General features: G+C 30.9%; 23 protein-coding genes. 10 read left to right on the forward strand and 13 right to left on the reverse strand.

Annotated features, from left to right (window positions below):
- Positions 1 to 12: 12 nt before the first annotated feature.
- The gene (locus IJI80_RS04170) at positions 13 to 519 is read right to left on the reverse strand and encodes a type II toxin-antitoxin system VapC family toxin (RefSeq protein WP_292787903.1); all 507 of its coding nucleotides are present in this window, start codon (positions 517 to 519) and stop codon (positions 13 to 15) included.
- Between the two features lie 185 nt (positions 520 to 704).
- Between IJI80_RS04170 and IJI80_RS04175 the strand changes: the two genes are divergently transcribed.
- Positions 705 to 1223 carry a MogA/MoaB family molybdenum cofactor biosynthesis protein gene (locus tag IJI80_RS04175; RefSeq protein ID WP_292787905.1) on the forward strand — a complete coding sequence of 173 codons (519 nt, stop codon included), beginning with the start codon at positions 705 to 707 and terminating at the stop codon, positions 1221 to 1223.
- Positions 1224 to 1287: 64 nt separating this feature from the next.
- Here the strand turns inward: IJI80_RS04175 and IJI80_RS04180 are convergent, their stop codons facing one another.
- The 5 genes from IJI80_RS04180 to IJI80_RS04195 all read right to left on the reverse strand — a co-directional run bounded on the left by IJI80_RS04180 (position 1288) and on the right by IJI80_RS04195 (position 4946).
- Positions 1288 to 1818, reverse strand: coding sequence for a hypothetical protein (locus IJI80_RS04180; RefSeq protein WP_292787906.1), 531 nt, complete (start codon positions 1816 to 1818; stop codon positions 1288 to 1290).
- 267 nt (positions 1819 to 2085) lie between these two features.
- Complete coding sequence (gene pyrE, locus IJI80_RS04185; RefSeq protein WP_292787908.1) at positions 2086 to 2610, reverse strand: orotate phosphoribosyltransferase; 525 nt, start codon at positions 2608 to 2610, stop codon at positions 2086 to 2088.
- Positions 2611 to 2635: 25 nt separating this feature from the next.
- Entirely contained in the window at positions 2636 to 2920 is a 285-nt protein-coding gene (locus IJI80_RS04190; protein WP_292787910.1) for a PRC-barrel domain-containing protein, read from the reverse strand.
- A gap of 251 nt (positions 2921 to 3171) precedes the next feature.
- Positions 3172 to 3285 (reverse strand): symporter small accessory protein, encoded by a 114-nt coding sequence (locus tag IJI80_RS08305; protein ID WP_325192717.1) that lies wholly within the window; start codon positions 3283 to 3285, stop codon positions 3172 to 3174.
- A gap of 8 nt (positions 3286 to 3293) precedes the next feature.
- Positions 3294 to 4946, reverse strand: a complete 1653-nt coding sequence (locus IJI80_RS04195; protein WP_292787912.1) for a sodium:solute symporter family protein — start codon at positions 4944 to 4946, stop codon at positions 3294 to 3296.
- Between the two features lie 507 nt (positions 4947 to 5453).
- Here IJI80_RS04195 and IJI80_RS04200 point away from each other — a divergent pair.
- The 3 genes from IJI80_RS04200 to IJI80_RS04210 all read left to right on the forward strand — a co-directional run bounded on the left by IJI80_RS04200 (position 5454) and on the right by IJI80_RS04210 (position 8765).
- Positions 5454 to 6755, forward strand: coding sequence for a phenylacetate--CoA ligase (locus IJI80_RS04200; RefSeq protein ID WP_292787914.1), 1302 nt, complete (start codon positions 5454 to 5456; stop codon positions 6753 to 6755).
- A 46-nt stretch (positions 6756 to 6801) separates the two neighbouring features.
- The gene (locus IJI80_RS04205; protein ID WP_292787915.1) at positions 6802 to 7233 is read left to right on the forward strand and encodes an acetolactate synthase; all 432 of its coding nucleotides are present in this window, start codon (positions 6802 to 6804) and stop codon (positions 7231 to 7233) included.
- Between the two features lie 251 nt (positions 7234 to 7484).
- Positions 7485 to 8765 carry a dicarboxylate/amino acid:cation symporter gene (locus tag IJI80_RS04210; protein ID WP_292787917.1) on the forward strand — a complete coding sequence of 427 codons (1281 nt, stop codon included), beginning with the start codon at positions 7485 to 7487 and terminating at the stop codon, positions 8763 to 8765.
- 226 nt (positions 8766 to 8991) lie between these two features.
- Here the strand turns inward: IJI80_RS04210 and IJI80_RS04215 are convergent, their stop codons facing one another.
- From IJI80_RS04215 to IJI80_RS04240, 6 genes are all read right to left on the reverse strand, one after another.
- A complete protein-coding gene (locus tag IJI80_RS04215; RefSeq protein WP_292787918.1) occupies positions 8992 to 9270 on the reverse strand; it encodes a hypothetical protein in 279 nt (92 codons plus the stop codon).
- Between the two features lie 68 nt (positions 9271 to 9338).
- Positions 9339 to 12515: a carbamoyl-phosphate synthase large subunit gene (carB, locus tag IJI80_RS04220; RefSeq protein ID WP_292787920.1), complete on the reverse strand. Its 3177-nt coding sequence runs from the start codon at positions 12513 to 12515 to the stop codon at positions 9339 to 9341.
- Between the two features lie 116 nt (positions 12516 to 12631).
- The gene (gene carA / locus IJI80_RS04225; protein ID WP_292787921.1) at positions 12632 to 13711 is read right to left on the reverse strand and encodes a glutamine-hydrolyzing carbamoyl-phosphate synthase small subunit; all 1080 of its coding nucleotides are present in this window, start codon (positions 13709 to 13711) and stop codon (positions 12632 to 12634) included.
- Positions 13712 to 14146: 435 nt separating this feature from the next.
- Positions 14147 to 14752: a hypothetical protein gene (locus IJI80_RS04230; protein ID WP_292787923.1), complete on the reverse strand. Its 606-nt coding sequence runs from the start codon at positions 14750 to 14752 to the stop codon at positions 14147 to 14149.
- A gap of 15 nt (positions 14753 to 14767) precedes the next feature.
- Positions 14768 to 15172 carry a hypothetical protein gene (locus tag IJI80_RS04235; protein ID WP_292787926.1) on the reverse strand — a complete coding sequence of 135 codons (405 nt, stop codon included), beginning with the start codon at positions 15170 to 15172 and terminating at the stop codon, positions 14768 to 14770.
- Between the two features lie 40 nt (positions 15173 to 15212).
- Positions 15213 to 15449: a hypothetical protein gene (locus IJI80_RS04240; RefSeq protein WP_292787928.1), complete on the reverse strand. Its 237-nt coding sequence runs from the start codon at positions 15447 to 15449 to the stop codon at positions 15213 to 15215.
- Between the two features lie 182 nt (positions 15450 to 15631).
- Here IJI80_RS04240 and IJI80_RS04245 point away from each other — a divergent pair, with 182 nt between their 5' ends.
- From IJI80_RS04245 to IJI80_RS04260, 4 genes are all read left to right on the forward strand, one after another.
- A complete protein-coding gene (locus IJI80_RS04245) occupies positions 15632 to 15862 on the forward strand; it encodes a zinc ribbon domain-containing protein (protein WP_292787930.1) in 231 nt (76 codons plus the stop codon).
- A gap of 76 nt (positions 15863 to 15938) precedes the next feature.
- Positions 15939 to 16286, forward strand: coding sequence for a hypothetical protein (locus tag IJI80_RS04250; RefSeq protein WP_292787931.1), 348 nt, complete (start codon positions 15939 to 15941; stop codon positions 16284 to 16286).
- 2 nt (positions 16287 to 16288) lie between these two features.
- Entirely contained in the window at positions 16289 to 17596 is a 1308-nt protein-coding gene (locus IJI80_RS04255) for an adhesin (RefSeq protein ID WP_292787933.1), read from the forward strand.
- A gap of 61 nt (positions 17597 to 17657) precedes the next feature.
- Positions 17658 to 18584 (forward strand): hypothetical protein, encoded by a 927-nt coding sequence (locus IJI80_RS04260; RefSeq protein ID WP_292787934.1) that lies wholly within the window; start codon positions 17658 to 17660, stop codon positions 18582 to 18584.
- 90 nt (positions 18585 to 18674) lie between these two features.
- Here IJI80_RS04260 and rimI read toward each other — a convergent pair whose 3' ends face one another.
- Complete coding sequence (gene rimI / locus IJI80_RS04265) at positions 18675 to 19121, reverse strand: ribosomal protein S18-alanine N-acetyltransferase (protein ID WP_292787936.1); 447 nt, start codon at positions 19119 to 19121, stop codon at positions 18675 to 18677.
- A gap of 211 nt (positions 19122 to 19332) precedes the next feature.
- Between rimI and IJI80_RS04270 the strand changes: the two genes are divergently transcribed.
- Together IJI80_RS04270 and IJI80_RS04275 are read left to right on the forward strand one after the other, a co-directional pair.
- Positions 19333 to 19743 carry a UPF0146 family protein gene (locus tag IJI80_RS04270; protein ID WP_292787938.1) on the forward strand — a complete coding sequence of 137 codons (411 nt, stop codon included), beginning with the start codon at positions 19333 to 19335 and terminating at the stop codon, positions 19741 to 19743.
- Positions 19744 to 19937: 194 nt separating this feature from the next.
- Entirely contained in the window at positions 19938 to 22619 is a 2682-nt protein-coding gene (locus IJI80_RS04275; RefSeq protein ID WP_292787940.1) for a cation-translocating P-type ATPase, read from the forward strand.
- Positions 22620 to 23376: the final 757 nt, after the last annotated feature.

The following is a 23376-nucleotide window of genomic DNA, read 5'->3' on the forward strand; positions in this document are numbered from 1 at the left end:
ACCAAATACAGTTTAATAGGTTTTTATTCTTCTTTTAAATACTTTAGACCCACATATTTCACAATCATCGAAAGGATAATCCGCATCGAACTCCTTCTTGCATCCTTCACATGTTTTAACCCAATTGTATATTCCCTTAATCCCTTCAGTAATTATGCTATCATATGGAATATCAATGATTTTCAAAACATTCTGCATTGAATAATCATCGGTTAAAACCTTAATATTTTCATTTTCACACTTTAAGTCTAAAGCTAAAGCCAATAGATTTTTATCCGCTTCAGATAAACGCAAATCATCTCCAGATTTGGATATAATTTCATTCAATTCTTTAATAAACTCTTCTTTTGGCTCTTTTATTATAATTTTTCCTTCTTCAATAGCTTGATCTAACAATATCTTAGATTTTAAGTCCTTAACTTCATCAGTTATCTCAGAAACCGTAAAGTTAAACTGGCTTTTTGGTTCAAAGCCATTAATAAATGCAGACGCATCCAAGATATAAAATAAATCATTCATGATAAATATATTTATATTTTAAATAAATAAACTTAATGATATTAATTTAAGTAATACTCAAGGATATACTATAAAAATTTAAGAATTATAAAAAATATTTTAATATGAAATTAATAAAAATTAATATGAAATATATCAATCAAAAAAATATGAATTATTGAAAATGATCAAATGGAAGTAATCTTATGAAAAGCGAAACAATGGAATTGCATAAAAAGAAAGCACCTATAAAAGTATCCTGTGGTGTTATAACCCTTAGTGACAGATTTTCAAATGACAAGGAAGGGGAAGAAAAAGACTTGTCTGGAAAATACTTAAAAGAAGAATTGGCTAAAAAATATGACGTTGATGCTTATACAATCATCCCTGATGAAATGGACACACTAAAAAACACTATTGAAGAAATGATTGATGATGGAATAGAAGTCATCATTACAACTGGTGGAACCGGTCTTGAAACAAGGGACATTACCATTGAAACAATAGAACCTCTTTTTGAAAAGGAAATAAAGGGATTCGGAGAAATATTCAGAGCTATCTCTTATGAAGAATTAGGTGCAGGATCACTATTGTCAAGAGCTACAGCAGGAATCTATAGAAAAACCATGATATTTGCAATGCCTGGCTCTCCAAATGCAGTTAAGACAGGCCTTGGAATCATCATTGATGAATTAGGCCATTTGAAAAAGCATGCCACAAAATAAGATTTAAATATTTTAATAATTTTTTAAAAAAAAAGTTGAAAAATAGGATTCCAAAAGAAATAGATTATCTATTTCTTAATGGAATTACAATTAAAAACAATAAAGAGAATAATAAGACCCCAATAGGATTTCCGGTTTTTGGACTTGAGTCCACGCTATTTTGAGAATCTCCATTTGAATTTGATCCCATTTCACCATTCATGCCCTTTGCACTTGAAAGATCAAAACCTGCAGATAATGCTGTAAACTCTCCATCAAATTCTCCATCGAATTCTTCTTCCGCTTCATCATCTAAATCCTCATCAGAATCATCCTCATCAGAATCGTCCTCTTCATCGTCTAAATCATCTTCATCATCATAATCATCATCTAGATTTTCAGAATCATCCTCATCATTTTCATCACCATCATCAAGGTCAAAATCGTCTTCATCATCTTCTCCGAAATCATCACCATCAAGGTCAAAATCGTCTTCATCATCTTCTCCGAAATCATCACCATCAGAAAGAAGACCCTCATCAGTTCCTGCACAAACAGAACCAATGGTTACGATTAGAACTATCAATGTAACGATCATTAAATTAATTTTCTTCATATTGACACCAAAATAATTTTTTAAATTAAATTCACGTATATATCTATCAATTTTAAGATATATACTTAATTGAATTAATTTTATAAATTTAAAAAAATTAATAAAGAAAATAGGAATAAATAAAAAAATGCAAAAAGAATAGAAAAAATTAAAAAAAGGAAATAGGAATAAATAAAAAAATATAAAAAAAAGAAAAAATTAAAAAAGAAAATAGGAATAAAAATTAAAAAATTAAAAAAAGAAAAAACACCAATTATTTAAAATCAATTATTCAAAAAATTCGCTTACGGAAATTAATGGTTCAAGTGTGATTCCTTCATTTGCAAAGGTCTCCATTGCACCTTCTTCCCTGTCCACTACAACAAACGCTTTTTTAACTACTCCTCCATTATCAAGTATTGCATTTATTGCTTTTAATAAAGATCCGCCAGTGGTGGTAACATCTTCAACAAGGATTACATTGTCACCTTCAAGCAAGGTTCCTTCAATCAATTTGGAAGTTCCGTAACCTTTTTTCTCTTTTCTAATCATTAAAAGAGGTTTTCCTGATTCAAGAGAAACTGCAGTTGCAATCGGAACAGCACCTAATGCAGGACCTGCAATCTTATCGATGTCATCATCAATCCTTTCATTGATCAATTGAGCTATTGTGGACAATATTTCCGGTTCGGTAATAGCTCTTTTCATATTGACATAATAATTGCTTTTCTTACCGGAAGCAAGAGTGAAATCTCCTTCTTCAAACACCTTATTTTCCTTTAATATTTCAATCAAATACTCTTTTGTAACCATTGAACTCACAACTATTAAAAAATGATTATAATTGACTCTTTAAATCTTCAATTTCCTCTTCCATCTGTACAAGGTCTTCATCAAAAACATCTTTCAAAATAATCTTGTCCCCGATTTTATTAATCATATCAAAAGGAATTACCAATTCACTTTTACTGATGTTTAAAGATTCTTGAATTCCTCCTTTAGAGACTATAATTGATTCTATGAAATTATCTTCCAGGTCAACCTCAACATCAACAACTTTTCCCATACTTATTACGTCGTTGCCTAAAACCTCTTTACCGACTAATTCCTTAACTATTCTCATAAAAAATCTCTCCGAAAATAAGTTGGATAATAATTTAATTGAAATTTTTATATTAATAAACAATATTCTTTTTATTTTAATCAATAATAAATATTTTGAAAAAATGAATGAAAATAAAAATGAATGAAAATAAAAATGATTGAAAATAAAAATAATTATGAAAAAGTAAAAAAAAGTAAAACAAAAAACAACAGAAATAAAAAAAAGTAAAAAAAAATAGAAAGAATTAAAAGAATAAAGAAAGGATTAAATTAATCCTCACTATTCCATTTTAATGCACCATACACAATACAAATTAATGTAATCAATATTATTAAAACATAAGCTCCCCAAATCCAAGGGTCTTCAATTCCTAAAACTACCATAATATCACCTATTCTTTAGAAATCCCCTCAAAGGATTTGTTAAGGACTTTTTCATCAATTGGTTGTGTAAGCAAACTTACTGCAATGGTAAATATTGCTGAAACAGGTATAGCAAAGATCATTACGTCAATTGAATACCATGGCATGGTATTGATTAACATGTCTACACCAAATATGAATTTACAAATACCAAGACCTGTTGCAGTTTTCTTGAATACAAATACAAGCAAGAATAAACTTGTTAATGTACCAGATAAAAGTCCTGCAATTGCACCTTGTTTAGTAGTACGTTTCCAGAACAAAGCTGCGCAATAAACCGGCAAGAATGCAGCAGCACATAATCCCATAAATAATGAAGTACCAAGTGCTACAATACTCCCTGGCAATGCCAAACCAATGACCAATGAAAGAATAACTGCTATTAAAATACCTGCTTGGCTAACTGAAATAAATCCGATTTTACTTTCTTCTACAGCATCCCCGCTTTTGTTAATTTCCTCTGCAGTATATTCATCAGAGCCGCCTCTATTCCTGATTGCATCAACAATATCGTGACCTAATGCAGTTCCTTGAGTGTGATACTGTGAACTTAAGGTAGACATAGCTGCCGCAAGCAAGGACAATAGGAAGATGTATACAAACCATTCAGGAAGAGCAGTTGAAATAAATGTTGGAATGATTGAATCCATGTTTCCTCCAACATAATCGATTGCAATTTGACCAAAGTTCTGATAGAAGTATACATTGGATAAGGAACCTACAATATAAGCAGTACAAGTCATTACAGCAATGAAGATAGCACCGATTAAAAGTGATCTGTGCAATTCCTTGTTGGATTTAACAGTCATGAATCTTACTGCAAGCTGTGGTTGAGCCAATGCACCGATACCTACACCCATAATGGTTGTAGTTACAAGAGACCACCAGAATGGACTTCCAAGTGTTGGGAAACTTGTCCAACCTGTACCACCTTCAGCGATAGCATCAGGAGGATAAAGGGCAGCCATATTGGTAAGTGCAGTATTAGCTTCAGTTACTCCACCTAATACCCAGTAAATGAATGCAAGCAAGATTATCATACCGACAAACATGATTGTTCCTTGCAATGCATCGGTATACATAACACCTTTCAATCCACCAAACAATACATAAGCGCAGATTACAACTGCAAGCACTAAAAGCGCTAAATTAAAGTCAAGCATTAAAGAACTTTCCATAAATCTTGCTGCACCAATAAGAACTACCGCTGCATATATAGGCATAGCACAGAAGATTAGAATTCCACTGAAATACTGTATGAATTTACTATTGAATCTACGGCCTAAAAACTCAGGGAATGTAAGAGATCCGAGATTTTTACCCATTCTACGAGTTCTTTTACCGAAGAATACGAATGCAATGAAAACACCTACAAAGATGTTCAAGAATACAAGCCATAGTATACCCATACCATACTTACCTGCAACTCCTCCGAAACCGACAATAGCTGCAGTTGAAATGAAAGTAGCCCCGTAACTTAATGCCATGATATAAGGGTGGGTTTCCCTTCCTGCAATCATAAAGTCTTCAGAGGAATTTGTTCTTTTCCATGCAAGGTATCCTACATACCCTACCATAATGAAATAAACAATAAAAACTATTCCTAATAAAAAGTAATTCATTCAAAAACCTCTAAATAAAGATTAGTATTAAAAATAATTATTTATAAATATCTTATCCTACTGGATTATTCTAAAATTCTATGTGAATAGTATTCAAAAATAATTCTATAGTATTACTAAAAATGAACAAAATTTATCATTTTAGAATTTAAAACCCTTTAGAATAGTAAAATTTAAACAAATAATACTTTTACACTTTAATTTTTACATTATATTATATATAAATCTTATTAGATAAAAGAAAAAATATATTGAAATTTAATTAAGAAACCTTATCAAGTCTTAATTAGGTTAATAAAGAATAAAAATAAGACTATTTGAAAAATAAAAACAAAATGTGCAAAAATGAACAAAAAATACCCATTTTAGACATTAAAAATAATTTTTAAACTATTAGGTTTATTAAGGATTATAAATAAATTATATAATATTATTAATTAAACTGACTAAATGAGAAATAACTTTAATGATTACTCAAAAGACAATTGAAAATCATGGAGAAATTATATGATTTGGAATGAAAATGCAGAATGCATGGAAAGGGAAGAAAAGAAAGAAATGCAGCTTGCCCTATTCCAGCAACAAGTAAAAAGAGTTTATGAAAATGTGCCATTTTACAAGAAAAAGTTTGATGAAGCCGGATTCCATCCAGATGACTTGAAAACTCTTGACGATGTCAGCAAAATACCATTTACCACAAAAGCTGATTTAAGGGAAGCTTACCCATTCGGATTATTTGCTGTGCCTGATGATGAGATTATAGAAATCCACAGTACCTCTGGAACCACTGGAACCCCTGTTGTATCAGGGTATACACAAAAAGACATTGACATTTGGGGAGAATGTACTGCAAGAGCTATTGCTATGGCTGGAGGAGACAAAAACTCAAAAATCCAAAACTCATATGGATATGGATTATTTACAGGAGGATTTGGAATCGACCACGGTGCAAAGGCAATGGGTGCAACCGTTATACCAATGTCTGCAGGAAACACTGCAAGACAATTAAAGATTATGGAAGATTTCCAAAGTGACATTTTAACATGCACTCCTTCCTATGCAATGTATTTAGCTGAATCCCTTGAAAAAGAAGGATACACAGCAGATGATATTAGTTTGCATGCAGGTATTTTTGGAGCTGAAATGTGGACTGAAGAAATGAGAAACAACTTAGAGGAAAAGCTTGGAATTACTGCTCATAACATTTATGGATTAACTGAATTGATGGGACCTGGTGTCTCTACAGAATGTGAATACCAAACAGGATTGCACATCCAGGAAGATCATTTCTATCCTGAAATCATTGATTCTGAAACTGGAGAAGTCCTTGAAGATGGACAAAAAGGGGAATTGGTCTTAACTAACCTTACAAGAGAAGGAATGCCAGTTATAAGATTCCGGACAAAAGACATCACTGCACTTAGAAGAGATGAATGTCCTTGTGGAAGAACCACTGTTAGAATGGACAGAATCACTGGTAGAAGCGACGATATGTTAAAGATCAAAGGAGTAATGGTTTATCCATCTCAAATTGAAGCAGCTATCTTGCAAATTGAAGGATTAACTGCAAACTATCAAATTCATGTATCAAGACCAAAAACACTTGATGAAATTGAAGTGAAAGTGGAAACTTCACCTGAAGTGTTCTCTGACGAAATGAAAAAGATTGAAGAATTTGAAAGAAAAATTGCAAGAAAAATCCAAAGTGCAATTGGAATTAGTGTAGATGTGACTTTAGTAGAACCTGAATCCTTACCAAGAAGTGAAGGAAAAGCTATTAGAGTTATTGATGAAAGGAACTTTGATTAGTTGAACTTGAAAAACATACTTTATATTAATTTAAGAAAGTGATAACATGAGTGTAAAACAACTTTCAGTATTTCTTGAAAACAAGGAAGGAAAATTAAAAAAAGCTGTCAATGCAATGTCCCAAGCAGGAGTAAACATTAGAGCTCTTTCCATTGCAGACAGTTCCAAATATGGAATCTTAAGATTAATTGTTTCAGACAATGAAACAGCAATAAATGCTTTAAAAGAAGAAAAATTCACAGTTAAGGAAACTGATGTAATTGTTGTAGGGGTTAAAGACGAACCTAACGGACTTAACACTATGCTTGAAATCCTTGAAAAGGAAAGCATTAACGTTGAATACCTTTATGCATTCGTCAGCTCTAAAACCGATGAAGCTATTGTTGTTGTTAAAATCGAAAACTATGAAGATGGAGTAAAAGCATTGAAAGATGCTAATGCAAACTTATTATCAGAAGAAGATTTAGCTGAATTATAAATCTTCTTATTTTCTCTTTTTTATTTTTTGAATTTTTTTTGAATCTAATTTTTTTAATTTCTATTGTTTTGAAAATTTTTAAAAAACTTTATTTGTTTTAATTTTGCTATTTTTTTAATTTGTTAATATTTGTTTTTTATTTAGACTATTTCTAATCTCCATATCCATTTTAACATATAAATTTAAAAAAAAGTTAATATAGTTAATCAATACATATTATATATATTAAGATAAATGATTATGGAGATACCATGTTAAATCGACTTAAGGAAATTAGCTTAGGCAATTGGATACTAATCTCAATGATATTGGGTTTAATTGTAGGTCTAATACTGAATTTTTATGTTACTGACCCATTTATTAAAGACTTGATTTTAATAGACAATGTCTTCTATTTAGGAGGAAATCTATTTATTAAATTAATGAAGATGTTGGTAGTTCCACTTGTTTTCTGTTCCATAATTGTAGGTGTAACCTCCATATCAGATATTAGAAAAATCGGTTCAATCGGTGGACGAGCCATTTTAATCTATCTTTTAACCACTGCATTGGCAGTTTCAATAGCTCTTTTAATAGCAGGAATCATAGAACCAGGTATCGGTTTGAATATGACTGGTCTTGCAGATCCTTCAAATGTTACAACTAATGTGACAGTAACCAACACTATTTTAGACATGATTCCAGATAACCCTTTAAACTCATTAGCTAATGGTGATATGTTACCATTGATAATTTTTGGAGTGGTTGTAGGATTTATCCTTGCTAAATTAAAAGAAGAAACAGCAACCATAAATAAACTTTTTACCGAAGGAAACACAGTCATGATGGAAATGACTAATATAGTCATGAAATTTGCTCCAATAGGCGTTTTTTGTTTAATAGCTAAGACATTTGCCACATTAGGAATGGATGGATTGATGCCTTTAAGCAAATATGTTGCATGTGTACTCCTAGCTTTAGCAGTACAAGCGTTTATTGTTTACCCAACATTGCTTGTCATTTTCACAAGATTGAATCCAATAAAATTCTTTAAGAAATTTTTCTCTGTAATGCTATTCGCATTTTCATCCTCATCATCAAATGCAACCATCCCATTGAATTTAGAGAAATTAAGTGAAATGGGAGTGTCTAAAGAGGTTTCATCATTCACCATACCATTAGGTGCTACAATAAACATGGATGGAACAGCAATAATGCAAGGTGTTGTGGTTATGTTTGCAGCACAGGCCTATGGGATTGATTTAGGGCTAAGTGCATTAATTACAGTAATATTTACCGCAGTGATGGCTTCAATTGGAACTGCAGGTGTCCCATCCGTAGGATTGGTAACCTTAAATATGGTATTTGCTTCTGTAGGATTGCCAACAGATGCAATAGGCCTAATCATGGGAATAGACCATATCTTGGATATGATTAGGTCTGCAGTGAATGTAACTGGTGATGCAATCTGTACCATAATAGTTTCATTCAAAAACAAATCTGTAAACCTTGATATGTTTAATGGTGAAAAGAAAGGTGAAAATGTACTGTAAAAAGCAATTTCTTTACAATCCAGCTTTAATGCGGGAACTTTCTATTTTTTTAAAAATTTAATTTAAAATAATCTAATTGGGATGAGGTAAGTGAAAAATAGTTTAAAAGGGTAAAATAAGAAAAATATAATCTTAAAAGAATAAAAATAAGAAAAATATAATCTAATAAGAATAAAATAAGTGAAAAATAGTTAATAGAAAAATAAAACAATTTCTATTAATAAAATTAAAATTCTTTAAGCAATTCGATGATTTCGTCTCTACCATATCCTAATTTAACAAGAATAGCTTTAAGACTGTCAGAATCGTCCCACTTAACTTCTTTCCATGCTTTAAAGTCATTTCTGATAATTGCATTAATTACTAATTGCATAGTAATGAAATCATCACTTTCAACTACCATTAAAGCATCTTTTTTATTGAACTTTCCTTCTGGATCCACTAAATCGTATTTGCCAGTTTCTGTATCTAATTTCATTATTGCACTATCAATTTTAAAAGGCATTTTTACACCACATAAGATAAATAAGAAAGAAAAATGGAGAAAATCTCCATCATAAACTTGTAAAAAATCTAAATATTTGCTATATGATCATTTAATGATTTGACTTTTAATTCATTCTCTTTAACAGCTTCAATTGCATTTAATGCAGCTCTTGCTCCTGCTAAAGTGGTCACATAAGGAATTCCAAGTTCAATAGCTAAACGTCTAATGGTATAGCCATCTTTGGAAGCCTGTTCACCATGAGGAGTATTGATGATCATATCAATCTTGCCGTCTAAAATAGCTTCCTTAATATTAGGGGTTCCTTGGGAAACTTTTTTAATTCTGGTAATAGGAACATCAAATATTGCGTTAGCTGTACCTTTTGTAGCAAATATATTGAATCCTAAAGCATGAGCCTTATCAGCTATTGGCTGGATTTTCTTTTGGTCCTGTTCCCTCACACTTATTAAGAGATTTCCTTCCTTAGGCAAGTCCATACCTGCTGAAAGCTGTGACTTGTAGAAAGCGAGACCAAAGTTCTCATCTATACCAATACTTTCACCAGTGGATTTCATTTCAGGACCTAAGATACTGTCAGATTCTGTTAACTTCAAGAATGGGAAAACAGATTCTTTAACTGCTACGTGATTGATCTTGATCTCTTTTGTTAAATTAAAGTCTTTGAGTTTTGCACCCATCATCAAGGAAGTTGCAACTTTTGCAAGAGGAACACCAATAGCTTTACTTACAAATGGAACAGTTCTACTTGCTCTTGGGTTAGCTTCAATGATGTAAACTTTTTCTTCATCCAATTTAACTGCATATTGAATATTCATTAATCCAATAACATCTAATTCCAAAGCTAATTTTCTTGTATTTTCTCTAATGACTTCAAGCAAATGTTCTGGAATTGTTTGAGGAGGAATTACACATGCAGAGTCACCAGAGTGAACACCTGCTTCTTCAATGTGCTCCATAATACCTGCAATGAATACATCTTCTCCATCACATAAAAGGTCTACATCAAGTTCCACTGCATCTTCAAGGAATTTGTCTACAAGAATAGGATGTTCAGGTGAAACTTTAACAGCTTCCTTCATATACTCTTCCAATTCCTCTACACAGTAAACGATTTCCATTGCTCTTCCACCAATAACATAGGATGGACGAACAAGAACTGGGTATCCGATTCTTTCAGCTGCTTCTCTTGCTTCATCAAAGGAATTAGCCAATCCATAAGGGGCTTGACGAATATTTAAATCGTTAAGCACTTCAGTGAATCTTTCTCTGTCTTCAACTCTATCAATGCTTTCATATGGAGTACCTAATATTTTAACGCCTGCTTTTGCAAGAGGAACAGACAAGTTAATTGAAGTTTGACCACCAAATTGAACGATTACGCCTTCAGGTTCAACTTGTTCAATAATTCCCATAATGTCTTCAAAGGTCAATGGTTCAAAGAACAATTCGTCTGAAATGTCATAATCGGTACTTACAGTTTCAGGGTTGTTGTTTACAAGGATAGTTTCAATTCCTTGGTCTTTTAATGCGAGAGAGGAATGTACACAACAGTAATCGAACTCAATACCTTGTCCAATCCTAATTGGACCAGCACCGATAATGAGGATTTTCTTGTTATCGTTTTTAATGAGTTCATTACCACTGTCATAACTACTGTAATAATATGGAGTTTTTGCTTCAAACTCTGCTGCACAGGTATCTACCATCTTATAGGATGGCTTGATGTCAAACTTATCAAGAAGTGCTTTCACATCTTCCTCTTTGATTCCTGCGAGTTTTGCTAGAGTGTAGTTAGAGAATCCTAATTTTTTAGCCTTAAGCAAGAATTTTTCATCTTCAAGTGCTTCTTTTGTTACTTGTTTTTCAAACTCTACTATGTTTTCAATTTTGTATAGGAAGAATGCATCCATTTTGGAAATTTCTGCAAGTTCTTCCACACTTCTTCCATCTTTTATAGCAGAGTACATGTGGAATAATCTTTCATCAGTAGGATTTGCCAAATTATCTTCAGTGTATTCTAAATATTCAAATCCGTGCAAGCCAATGTCCAAGGAACGAATAGCTTTTTGAATAGCTTCTTCATAGGTTCTACCAATAGCCATTACTTCTCCTGTCGCTTTCATTTGAACACCGATTTTTCTGTCAATGCCTTTGAACTTGTCAAATGGCCATCTTGGGATTTTCACTACGATATAATCGATAGATGGTTCAAATGAAGCAGGGGTTTCCTTGGTAATGTCATTTCTGATTTCATCTAAAGTGAGTCCAAGAGCTACCTTTGAAGAGATTTTTGCAATTGGATAACCTGTTGCCTTAGATGCAAGTGCACTACTTCTACTTACACGAGGGTTTACTTCAATGATCTTGTATTCATTGGTTTCAGGGTTTAAAGCGAATTGGATGTTACATCCACCATTGATTCCCAAGTTTCTAATGATCTTGATGGAAGCATCCCTTAATCTTTGACACACTTCATCATTAAGGTTTTGAATAGGAGCAACTACAATACTGTCCCCTGTATGGATACCCATTGGGTCAACATTTTCCATATTACATACAATGATACAGGTATCGTTTTTATCTCTCATAACCTCAAATTCGATTTCTTTCCATCCGAGAACAGATTCATCGATTAGAACTTGGTTAATGTAACTCATGTCAAGACCATGAGTGGTAACTTCGATAAGCTCTTCCTTATTATGAGCCACTCCACCACCAGTACCTCCTAAGGTAAATGCTGGACGTACAATTACAGGGTAACCGATTTCCTCAACAGCCTCTAAAGCCTCTTCAACAGATTCAACTGCATGACATTTAGGAATAGGTTCATCCAATCTATCCATGAAGTTAGCGAACAAGTCTCTGTCTTCCACATCTGCAATGGTTTGAACATCAGAACCAATAACCTTAATGCCTTCCAAAAGACCAAGTTTTCCAAGTTCAGTTGCAATGTTTAAACCGGTTTGTCCACCCATAGTAGGCAAAATAGCATCAATATTCTCTTTTTCAATAATCTGGGCAACAAGTTCTGCAGTCAACGGTTCGGTATAAACGGTATCTGCCATATCCATATCGGTTTGAATGGTAGCAGGATTACTGTTTACAAGAACAGTTTCCAATCCCTCTTCTCTAAGTGATTTACAAGCTTGAGAACCAGAGTAGTCAAACTCAGCAGCCTGACCAATCTGAATAGGCCCAGAACCAATTATAAGCACTTTTTTAATATCCTCATCAACAGGCATATTATCCTCTCTCAATCCACATTAAGTAAAAATTTTATAAATTTTATAATTTTATAAATTTTAATAATTTAATAATCAAATAAATATAATCAATTAAATACAATGAAATTCTAATCCTAATACTCCTTAATCATTTTTCCAAATTCTTCAAACAATCCTCTTGTATCATTTGGACCTGGACCAGATTCTGGATGGTATTGGATAGTTCTTAAAGGCAATTCCTTATGCAAGAATCCTTCAGGAGTACCGTCGTTTAAGTTTATTTGGGTCAATTCCAAATCAGTTCCTTTCAAGGAATCTGGATCGATAGCGAATCCGTGATTTTGGGAAGTGATGAACACTTTTCCAGTTTGCAAGTCTTTTACTGGTTGATTTGCTCCCCTGTGACCAAATTTCATTTTATAAGTGGTAGCGCCAAATGTCTTTGCAATTACATGTTGGCCCATACAAATACCAAATACAGGGAACTTGTTAATTAATTTTCCCACATTTGCAATTGTGTCAGTCAATCTATCTGGGTTTCCAGGACCTGGAGATACCATAAGTCCATTTACACCATAATCCAAAATGGTTTGATAATCAGTATCGTAAGGGAATAAAGCAACACCAATATCATTTTCCAAGAAACAATTAATGATATTCTTTTTTACACCGCAATCAAGAATAGCTACAGTCTTATCAAAGTCTCCGAAAGTCTTTACTTCAGGAGTTGACACTAAAGGAACAAGATCTAAATCAACAATGCTCTTATGCTCTTGAGCACGAGCAACAAGCTCATCATCATCAATCTCTTCAGTAGCGAGTGCTGCTTTTAGAGAACCTTTTTCACGAATCTTCAAAGTCAAGTCTCTTGTATCGATATCTTCAATTCCAGGTACCTTGAATTCTTTTAAGAAGTCATCTAAAGTCTTTTTAGTACCGAAATTGGATAATTTCTTACAAGCTTCTCTCACTACAAAACCTTCAACCTGTACCTTATCAGATTGATACCATTCTTCACTGACTCCATAGTTACCTTCCAAAGGATAAGTTGACATCAATATTTGTCCTTTGAATGATGGGTCAGTAAGCGCTTCGGTATAACCAGACATACCGGTTGAGAAAGCAAGCTCACCTACAGTTACTGTTTCATAACCAAAGGCTTCACCTTTTAGAACAGTTCCATCTTCTAAAGCTAATTTTGCTTCATTTCCCATATTTTCACCATTTAATTCATTGTATTTAATCTAAAATAATCATCAAATTAATAGCAATCGCAAGTATTTTTATATAAAAAATGATACTTTTTGCTAAATTAATTTACCTTAATTATTTATGTAATTTATTTAATTTAAACTATTCTATAAATCAGATTTTTATAAAAAAATCTCATGAAAAATTCATAGAATTTTATTAAATTTTAACTAAATATTTCATTATAATATAATATCTATTATACAAAATATTTTAAGTTATCTATTGAAAAAATAAAATTTAAAAAAATAGTTTTAAAATAGTTAAATTGTTAATAAAAAACAACTTAATTTTAATAAAAATTGAACAAGAATATATAAAAATCAAAATTAGAAAATTTAAAATAAAAAAAGAAAAAAAGAAAAAAACAAAACTATAATTAAAATTTGAATTAAAAATCAGCGCTCCTCGCTGGAGCATCTATCAAATTTCATTTGCCTTGAAATCTCTTTTTTACGTTTTTCTGAAATCTCAGCATTCATTTGATTCATGAAATCATCAAATTTTTCAGATTTATTTGAATCGTAAACTTTTCCATCCAAATAATCCTCTTCATTGGATTTGAGAAAATCTGATTTGTTCAGATTGGATTTGATCATTGAATGCCTTACAACCAGTTCATCATAAAACCATCTAACTGCAAATCCATCAGAACTGCTTAAGGAGACTAAATGTTTTGTATAACCATTTTTTGAATAAACAATAACTATAGTGGAATATAATGATGACAAATCAGATTTATTAAGCTTTAAATCAATGATTTCACTGTAAAAAATCTTAAGAGAACCCTTGGATTTACGTTGAAGCAATGATTTCTTATTCAATAAAATGTAATCTTTTTCTAGGGAAGTTTCAGATATAATGCCGGAACTCATGCAGGATTTTGAAAAAACTTGAGAATCAAAAGAATGACTCTCATCTTTAGAACTTAATCTCTTTTGTGAAAAAGAAAAATTAAGGAGATAACTAGAATCTGGAGAGTAATTTGAATTATTTTTTTCCATAATATCACTGTTAAATTAAATTGATGTATTTATTTTCCCCTCTAAAAAATACAATAAAATTATGTAAATCACCATAGATCCAAAATAGCAGATGACATCTATAAAATCAAATATTGCCCCTGCTTTGATAAACAATGCCACATATTCCCATACAAATGAAGCCAAGATTGTTACAATAGTAATTAGCCAGACATTAGTCAATTTATAAGGATAAATAAGATTTAAAAAACTTAACAACACAACAATAGCTAGAAAATCATTGAAATAAAACATGAAAAACCAATTAATTTCATGCAAGAACTGATTATTCAATAAATAAAGGGATAATCCTATAATCAAGATGATAAGATTATAGATTCTGAAATTTTTGTCATTTTTCTCAAATGAAAATCTTTTGAATAAAATCTCTAAATCAAACATTCAAATCAATAAATTCATGAAAGCAAATCAAGCTATTTGATTAATCGAAAGTCATTATAAAAATAGCTATTAATAAAATAGCCACCATTAAAATAATCAATAAAGAAGTGTTATTCAAGGAAATGGATTTATAAAATCCATTAACGCTTCCTTGATTATCATATCCATCATATTCCCTTTGATTATATTCTCTTTGATAATCCTCTTCATTATCTGTTTCTATAATCTGCTTATCCTTTACTTCATAATCTTCAATTTCAATAATGTCATCAGCCATAATACCACATCATATTGACAGTGCATCTTCATCTAATTTTTACTAATTAAAAATTTATAAATCTTTTTATAAATAATTGCCCTTAATAAATCATTAAATAAATTATAGATATCTATAAAAATAAATAAGATAATAATTAAATTATATTTAGTTTACTACAATTTTAAGTTGAAGGTGAAATAATGAACCAATTTTGTCCAAAATGCGGATCAAAACTTTTTGACCCCAATGCAAAGTTCTGCAGCCAATGCGGAGCTAATTTAACTGAAAAAAAGGAAATCGACCCTAAGGACTTGCCAGAAGAGAGAATCGATTTAAGGGAAGGCATGACCAATAGAAATACTGGAATGTGGAAATCAACCAAATGGGGAAGACGAAAGAAAAAACCAGTTAATTGGGACATGGAAAAATAATGCTTTGATACACTAAATAAAATAAAATTAAAAATAATATTAAAAAAGGATTTATTAAATAATTTGGAGATTAAAAATGAAAACAAAAGAGGAAATTGGAGAAAAAATTGAATTACTAAATGATAAGATTGCAGGATTAAGAGCAGAGGAAGATGAACTCACAAACGAACTTAAAGTAATCCTTGCAGGATCTGAATTGCAATCAATTATGCTAACAAGCACTTTAGTCAATTCTGAAACTCAGAATCGTGACCTTCTGGAAAAATTCGAGAAAAGAGCTGAAGAATTAAACAAAAGATATGAAGAGGCATCCGTTGAAGGAAATGTAGAATTGAAAAACCAGACCCATGCCATGATCTGGACAAACGACATAAGACTAGATACCATCAAATGGGTTCTTGAAGAAGACTATGAAGTGATTTAAACATGAACAAGATTATTCCAATATTGCTTTTATCATTAATCATTTTATGCCCAATAATTGCTGAAAGTGCAGATGCAACTACCTTATTCTTAACTTCAGACAATTTGCATGAGCATGATGCAGATTTTGCAAGATTGAATGATATCAAAGAACGAATTGAATCAAAAACCAATGGAGACATTATTGTAGTGGTTGATGATTCAGCTTCAAATCCTGGAGAAGGGACAAGGGTAATGGCAGCCAGATGTGATGTAGCTGTTACAATAGCTGGTGCTTGTGCAGGAAATCTGGTTGACCTTGCAGACTATTCCACTAAAGTCAGCAAAAAGATCATCTATGTGAATGCAGGTACACTTGACTTGAATACAATAAATTTCCTTAGAAGATCCTACGATGACAATTGGTCCCATTACACCTTTGCCTCAGTGAAAAGCCCAGGAAAGTTCTTGAATGATGCGGGAATAACATTGATTCAACCTGCACAGGAATATCCTGACGATTGCTATAAAGGAATAATCGCATATGACAGCGATAATGTAAACGAATATATCGCAAATGAAATCATTAATTCAGTTTATGCAGGAATAGATGAAAACAAGCAATTGGATACAGATTTAATAGTTTATCACAAGCTAGACCCTAAATACTTAGCAGAAGATTCTAAAAAAATCGTTGATGGACATGGAAGAGATATGCAGGAATCCTATGGTTCCTACACCACACAACAGTTATTGTATATGAGCGCTTCATACATAGATGGATATGCTTTAGAAGTTCCTGGGGACTTTGGAGCACCAGATAATCCTCAAAAATATTCAAGCTTTACAAAAGGGGAATACTCCTTTAACGATTATTACAATATGGCAGATATTGTTGTAGACTATATGAATGAACATGGAAAAGCGCCAGACTCAATTAATTATGAAGGTGCAACCATTGGATATTATGACTTGGTTTACAATTTTGCACTTCTTACAGAGGATGACACAAGTGCAAGCACTATGAATTTCCCATCAGAAATGGCATTCCACAAATATTACAGCGATTTCCTATTTGAAATCTTGCCAATAGGAATGATAATCGTTGCAATAATTCTAATCCTATTGATAGTTCGAAGCATAATAAAAAGAATCAAAAGAGGGATAAGAAGAAGGAAAGAAAGAAAATATAGGAAAAGAATGCAAAGGGAAAGGTATGGCAGAAATCCTAGACAGTTCCATAGGAATATAGATTCAAGATATTATTCAGATTACGATTATCCTTCCAATAAGCCAAAAAGATTAAACAGGCAAGAGAGAAGACGCAGCTAAATTAAAATAAGTAAATAGAAATTGAAATACCCATAATCAATTATCCACAAGGAGTTTGAAAATGACAGAACCTCAAAATAATGCAAAAAATGATGAATATATTGATAGTTTAAAAGATGAAATAAGCTATTTAAAGGAGATTCTAGCCAGCAAACTCTTTGAAGAAGATAATTTGATAAATTTCACTTGCAGGGAAATTGAAACAGATTATTCCTTGAAATTTGGAGTTTACAAATACAAGATAAAGGATTATAAGATTAAAATCAAGAAAACAAAAAGAACAATTGAATTGATAAAAAAAATGGCCAATCAACAATCATCCAATCAATTCAATAAGGAAATGAGTGATTTAGAGGAAAATCAGATTAAGATCAATAAAACTAAAATCAATAAGCCAAAAATCAATATGAGTGAAATCGAAAGCCATATTGAAAATGAGTTTAAAGAGGAAGTTCTGGAATTGGAAACAGAAACTGCAAAAGTGAATATTCTAATTGAAGAACATAAAAACAATTTAAGTAAAAAACAGGACTTCAAGGAATTGCACTCAATTTATAAGGATTGCATAAGAAAAATCCATCCTGATTTATTGCTTGAACCAACAGATTATGAAGAAAACTTATTCTATAGTTCTAAAGAGGCATATGAAGATAGGGATTTGGATGAATTGAAATCTGCACAAAATCTAATAGGCAGACATGAAATTGAAAATGAACCAAAAACCGTTGAAGATTTTGAAAAACTAAGGAACAAACTTGAAATCAATATTGAATTGGAAGACAAAGAGATTTCAAATATAGTCAACTCCAAGCCATACACTCAACAGAAGTTCCTATTGGATACCAAAAAAGTGAATAACTATAGGGAAGGGCTGGTAACATCCTTATTGGAAGTTGAAAAAGAGTATATAAGGATCAATAAGGAATTAAGCGAATTAAAAAAAGAGAACAACCTTAGCTATAAATTGGATTTGACTAAAAATAATTAAAATTATTTTTTTAATAATTAATTTTTTTATCTATTATATTTTTTTTATTTATTAATTTTTAATTCATTAATTTTTAATTTATTAATTTTATTAATTGCTGATTTTATTGGTGTTGAATAACATTACATAAGCATCAGATCCATCCTCATAATAATTAGGGACTTTTCTATCAATTTCAAAACCGAATTTTTGATAGAAGCTAACTGCAATTTCATTATGGGATTTCACTTCTAAACTTATCCTGTGAATATCGATATTATTGAATATGCTTATTGCCATCATAAGCAATCGGGTTGCTATATGCTGCCTGCGGAATTTTTTATCAACTGCAAGAGCAATTATATGACCTAATCCTTCTTCTTTTACCCAAAAAATAATATATCCTACGATTTCACCATCTTCAACAGCTACAAGAAACCCTGCACCTATTTCATACAATTGCTGAAGAATGGCCAATTCATAAGGTGTGGAAAAGGATTCCACTTCAATTTGATATACTCTGGCCAAATCAGAAGGGACAAATTCACGAATAAACATATAAAACACTTTAAAAATCAATTAAATATTATTTTTTAATGATTATTTTTCCAATTGAAAATTACTATTAATATTATATAATTTACTCTATTTAAAAGATTTCTAAAAATAAACTAAATTAAAACCATAATGAATCAAAAAATAGAACATATTAAATTATTAAAAGATAAATACAATATTAAGGAATAAAAAAATTAAAAAAGGAATAAAAATGTGGAACGATTTAGAGGAATTCATTCTTAAATTAGCTATTGAAAATAGCGAAAAAACTGGCAAAAAAACAAAGATAGTTGAAATTGGAGCTGGAAAATTCCAAACAATATCTAAAAACTTAAGTGAAAACGAAAACATTGACATCATAATGACAGATATTAATCCTGCAAATGAAAATATTATTAAGGATGATGTTTTCAATCCAAATATGAATATCTATAAAGATGCAGACATTTTGTTTTCAATCAGACCTCCAGCAGAATTGCAGGAAGCCATTATGAAAATAAGGGATGAAGTTAATGCTACACTTATCATAAAGCCATTATTCAATGAAGATTTGAATATTAAAAGCAAAAAAATGAAACTAAAAAATTATAATCGTGCCTCATTTTACATATATGAAAGATAAAAAGTATTACACAAATTAAAATCTTAAATATTTAAATAAAATAAATTAAAGATATAAATTTACTAACTTATTATTTTATATATAAATATAGATATAAATGTAAATATAAATTTAAATGAAAAAGAATATCAAAATGATGGAATTTCATCAAAAAAAACTATTTTTAGCTAATTAGGAACTTGGGGATTATATTGATAGACGAAATATTAAAACAGTACACCACTCAAAAAGAAGGGCTAAGCAGTGCTGAGGCCAATGCTCGATTAGAAAAGTATGGTCCAAATAAATTAAAAGAACAAAAGAAAAACAGCCCTTTAAAACTATTTTTATCCCAATTTTTAGATGTTTTAATATTCATGCTTATCATTGCAGCTATAGCAAGTTATATGATTGGAAATCATTTGGATGCAATTGTCATACTGGTAGTTGTAATAATTAACTCAATAATCGGCTTCGTTCAGGAATACCGTGCAGAAAATGCTATGGAAAAGCTGAAAAGTTTAGTACATACAGATGCACATGTTAAAAGGGACAATACCCTTAAAAGGATTCCGAGTGAAAAACTTGTTCCTGGAGACATTGTAATCCTTGAAGAGGGAGACAAAGTTCCTGCAGATATAATTCTAATTGAAACATATGATTTAGGAGTTGATGAATCATCCCTAACTGGAGAATCCACTTTAGTTAAAAAAGATACAAATTATGAAAACATTGAAGATTTCTCAAATAAAATTAAGGATATTCAAAAATATTCTAAAGAGGAGAATATACAATCTAAACTCGTATCCATGAATTCCAATGTAATCTTTGGAAAAGGAATAGGAGTTGTAATAGCTACTGGAATGGAAACAAACATAGGTAGAATTGCTACCATGATTCAAGAAGATGAAGAGGAAACTCCTTTAACTGTTAAAGTAGGAAAATTAGGTAAAAGAATTGGAATATTATCTATTATCGTATGTATTTTTGTATTCTTTATAGACTTTTTCCAAGCTATGGATATTCTTGAAAGCTTTATGACTGCAGTTTCTCTAGCTGTTGCAGCTATTCCAGAAGGTCTTCCAGCTGTTTTGACATTGACTTTAGCATTAGGAATGCAAAAAATGGCCAAATCCAATGCAATCGTTAAAAAATTGTCATCTGTAGAAACATTGGGATCTTGTACTTACATTTGTACAGATAAGACTGGAACTTTAACAGAAAATAAGATGACTGTTAAAAAAACCTTATTAACTAACAGAGAACGTTCTACATTAATTGCTGGATTATGTAATGGAGTAAGATACGAAGATGATGAGTTAATAGGAAACCCTACTGATTTGGCATCATACTACTTTGCACTTGATAACGATTTTGAAAAGCTTAAAACAGATAGGAATTTTGAAAAGGAATATGAAATTCCATTTGACAGCAATAGAAAAAGAATGACCTTCATTTACAGTGAAATAGATGAAGAAAGCAATGATAAAAATTATTATGTTCTAACAAAAGGGGCTCCTGAAATAATTTTAGATTTATCTGATAAACTCGATTTCAATGGACATATAAACAATTTTGACCCTGGCACCAAAAAGGAAATAATGCGTGAAATTGACAGAATGACAAAAAGGTCATTAAGAGTCATAGCCCTTGCTTACAATAAAATTGATACTGAAGAGTATGAAAATGTTTTGGACTTAGACAATAAGGAAATTGAAAAAGGAGATTCTGAAATTCATAGAACCTATTCCAAGAATAGGCATCATGGAGAGTCTTTTGAAAAAGATTTGATATTTGCAGGCCTTCTTGGAATTATGGACCCTCCGAGAGCAGAAGCCATTGACGCTATAGCAGATTGTCAAAAGGCAGGAATCAATGTAGTGATGATTACTGGAGACCACAAGGATACTGCAACTGCAATAGCTATGGAATTAGGCATTCTCCCTAGAGACTATTATATCCATGAAGAAAATTATAATAATTCAATCCTAACTGGTCAGGAATTGGAGGATTTAAGTGATGATGAATACAATGAAATGGCAAAGGACATCAAGGTTTATGCAAGAGTATATCCTGAACAGAAAAGAAGAATCATAGAAGTTCTCCAAAACCATGGAGAAATCGTTTCAATGACTGGTGATGGTGTAAATGATGCGCCAGCGCTTAAAAAGGCTTCCATTGGAGTGGCTATGGGCAGTGGAACAGATGTTACAAAAGAATCTGCAGATATGATCATACAGGATGATAACTTTGCTACAATAGTCTCTTCAATAAGGGAAGGAAGAACAATTTTTGATAACATTAAAAGATTTTTAAAATTCCAATTATCCACAAATATTGGAGCAATACTGACCATTACCATAGGGTCATTATTGCCAATCCCAACTCCATTCACCCCTATTCAATTATTATGGATAAATATAATAATGGATGGGCCTCCAGCACAATCCTTAGGTTTGGAAGGGCCTGAAAAGGACATAATGAGAAGACCGCCTGAGAAAGGGGAATTGATTAATAGAAAAACAATGATTAAGATAACAATTTCCGGAATTGTAATGGCAATTGGCACATTAGGACTATTCATTTATGAGTTAAATAATGGGGTAGGAGATATAAATACCAAGGCAATTACCGTTGCATTCACAGTCTTCGTATTGTATCAGCTGTTCAATGCATTGAATTACAGGTCCAACTCTAAAGATAGAAACATTACCCTTTGGATTTCTCTTATTGGATCATTCATATTGCAGGTCCTTGTTATTTATGTTCCATTCCTTCAAACAATCTTCAAAACCTGTGCAATTGGCTTGTTTGATTGGATTTTAATTTTAATTATTTCAGCAATAATCTTAGTAACAGATAAAATTGCTAATCGTATTATTGATGGATACATTTAAACTGATTCATTAAAGGTTTAGATTTAAAAAAATTTAAAAAAATTATAAATAGTATATTAACAAAAATATTATTAAATAAAATTATAATTATTAATTAATTATTAAATTAATTTTTAAATTAATTATTAATTTTTTTAGGAGGAATATTATGAATTTAGTAGCAGATATTTTAAGTGGACTTTCATCTTTTGCACTTGTAATGATTGTAGGTTTCATTATTGTTGTTGCATTATTAACTGTAATAGCAAAAAAAGCTTAGATATTTTTTAATATTAATTTTCAAAATTAATATTATCATCATCAAATATTTACCACCATAACTAATTTTTTTATTCATCAAAAATCATTAACAAAATACTATTTTTTAATAAATTATTAAATTTTACTAACTGCATATAGATTACTATTTTTCAAAAATTATGATTGGGACATTATTTTAATTAAATGAAAAATAGCTGCAATTAAATTAAAAGTTTTATATAAAGTATACTTTTAATGAAAGTTATTATTAATTAAACTATGATAAATTTTTTTATCAGAAAATTTAATTGAAAAAATGAATTTTTAATGAAAATTTTTAAAAATAATGGAAATTTTTTTTGAAAAAATGTGAAAAATGAAAAATTCAAAAAAATCATATTAACTAAAAATTTTGAAAATTCATGGATCTGAAAAACTCAAAAATGAAAATTTTAAAAATTTAGAAAATATAGAAAATATAAAATATTTAGAAAATATAGAAAATTCAGATAATACA

Source organism: Methanobrevibacter sp., from assembly GCF_017432245.1.
In the GTDB taxonomy this organism is placed as follows: domain Archaea; phylum Methanobacteriota; class Methanobacteria; order Methanobacteriales; family Methanobacteriaceae; genus Methanobrevibacter.

Excerpts from the sequence above, each read along its gene's own strand:
- IJI80_RS04170 (WP_292787903.1), bottom strand. The coding sequence starts at position 519 with ATGAATGATTTATTTTATATCTTGGATGCGTCTGCATTTATTAATGGC.
- IJI80_RS04175 (WP_292787905.1), top strand. The coding sequence starts at position 705 with ATGAAAAGCGAAACAATGGAATTGCATAAAAAGAAAGCACCTATAAAA.
- IJI80_RS04180 (WP_292787906.1), bottom strand. The coding sequence starts at position 1,818 with ATGAAGAAAATTAATTTAATGATCGTTACATTGATAGTTCTAATCGTA.
- pyrE (WP_292787908.1), bottom strand. The coding sequence starts at position 2,610 with ATGGTTACAAAAGAGTATTTGATTGAAATATTAAAGGAAAATAAGGTG.
- IJI80_RS04190 (WP_292787910.1), bottom strand. The coding sequence starts at position 2,920 with ATGAGAATAGTTAAGGAATTAGTCGGTAAAGAGGTTTTAGGCAACGAC.
- IJI80_RS08305 (WP_325192717.1), bottom strand. The coding sequence starts at position 3,285 with ATGGTAGTTTTAGGAATTGAAGACCCTTGGATTTGGGGAGCTTATGTT.
- IJI80_RS04195 (WP_292787912.1), bottom strand. The coding sequence starts at position 4,946 with ATGAATTACTTTTTATTAGGAATAGTTTTTATTGTTTATTTCATTATG.
- IJI80_RS04200 (WP_292787914.1), top strand. The coding sequence starts at position 5,454 with ATGATTTGGAATGAAAATGCAGAATGCATGGAAAGGGAAGAAAAGAAA.
- IJI80_RS04205 (WP_292787915.1), top strand. The coding sequence starts at position 6,802 with ATGAGTGTAAAACAACTTTCAGTATTTCTTGAAAACAAGGAAGGAAAA.
- IJI80_RS04210 (WP_292787917.1), top strand. The coding sequence starts at position 7,485 with ATGTTAAATCGACTTAAGGAAATTAGCTTAGGCAATTGGATACTAATC.
- IJI80_RS04215 (WP_292787918.1), bottom strand. The coding sequence starts at position 9,270 with ATGCCTTTTAAAATTGATAGTGCAATAATGAAATTAGATACAGAAACT.
- carB (WP_292787920.1), bottom strand. The coding sequence starts at position 12,515 with ATGCCTGTTGATGAGGATATTAAAAAAGTGCTTATAATTGGTTCTGGG.
- carA (WP_292787921.1), bottom strand. The coding sequence starts at position 13,711 with ATGGGAAATGAAGCAAAATTAGCTTTAGAAGATGGAACTGTTCTAAAA.
- IJI80_RS04230 (WP_292787923.1), bottom strand. The coding sequence starts at position 14,752 with ATGGAAAAAAATAATTCAAATTACTCTCCAGATTCTAGTTATCTCCTT.
- IJI80_RS04235 (WP_292787926.1), bottom strand. The coding sequence starts at position 15,172 with ATGTTTGATTTAGAGATTTTATTCAAAAGATTTTCATTTGAGAAAAAT.
- IJI80_RS04240 (WP_292787928.1), bottom strand. The coding sequence starts at position 15,449 with ATGGCTGATGACATTATTGAAATTGAAGATTATGAAGTAAAGGATAAG.
- IJI80_RS04245 (WP_292787930.1), top strand. The coding sequence starts at position 15,632 with ATGAACCAATTTTGTCCAAAATGCGGATCAAAACTTTTTGACCCCAAT.
- IJI80_RS04250 (WP_292787931.1), top strand. The coding sequence starts at position 15,939 with ATGAAAACAAAAGAGGAAATTGGAGAAAAAATTGAATTACTAAATGAT.
- IJI80_RS04255 (WP_292787933.1), top strand. The coding sequence starts at position 16,289 with ATGAACAAGATTATTCCAATATTGCTTTTATCATTAATCATTTTATGC.
- IJI80_RS04260 (WP_292787934.1), top strand. The coding sequence starts at position 17,658 with ATGACAGAACCTCAAAATAATGCAAAAAATGATGAATATATTGATAGT.
- rimI (WP_292787936.1), bottom strand. The coding sequence starts at position 19,121 with ATGTTTATTCGTGAATTTGTCCCTTCTGATTTGGCCAGAGTATATCAA.
- IJI80_RS04270 (WP_292787938.1), top strand. The coding sequence starts at position 19,333 with ATGTGGAACGATTTAGAGGAATTCATTCTTAAATTAGCTATTGAAAAT.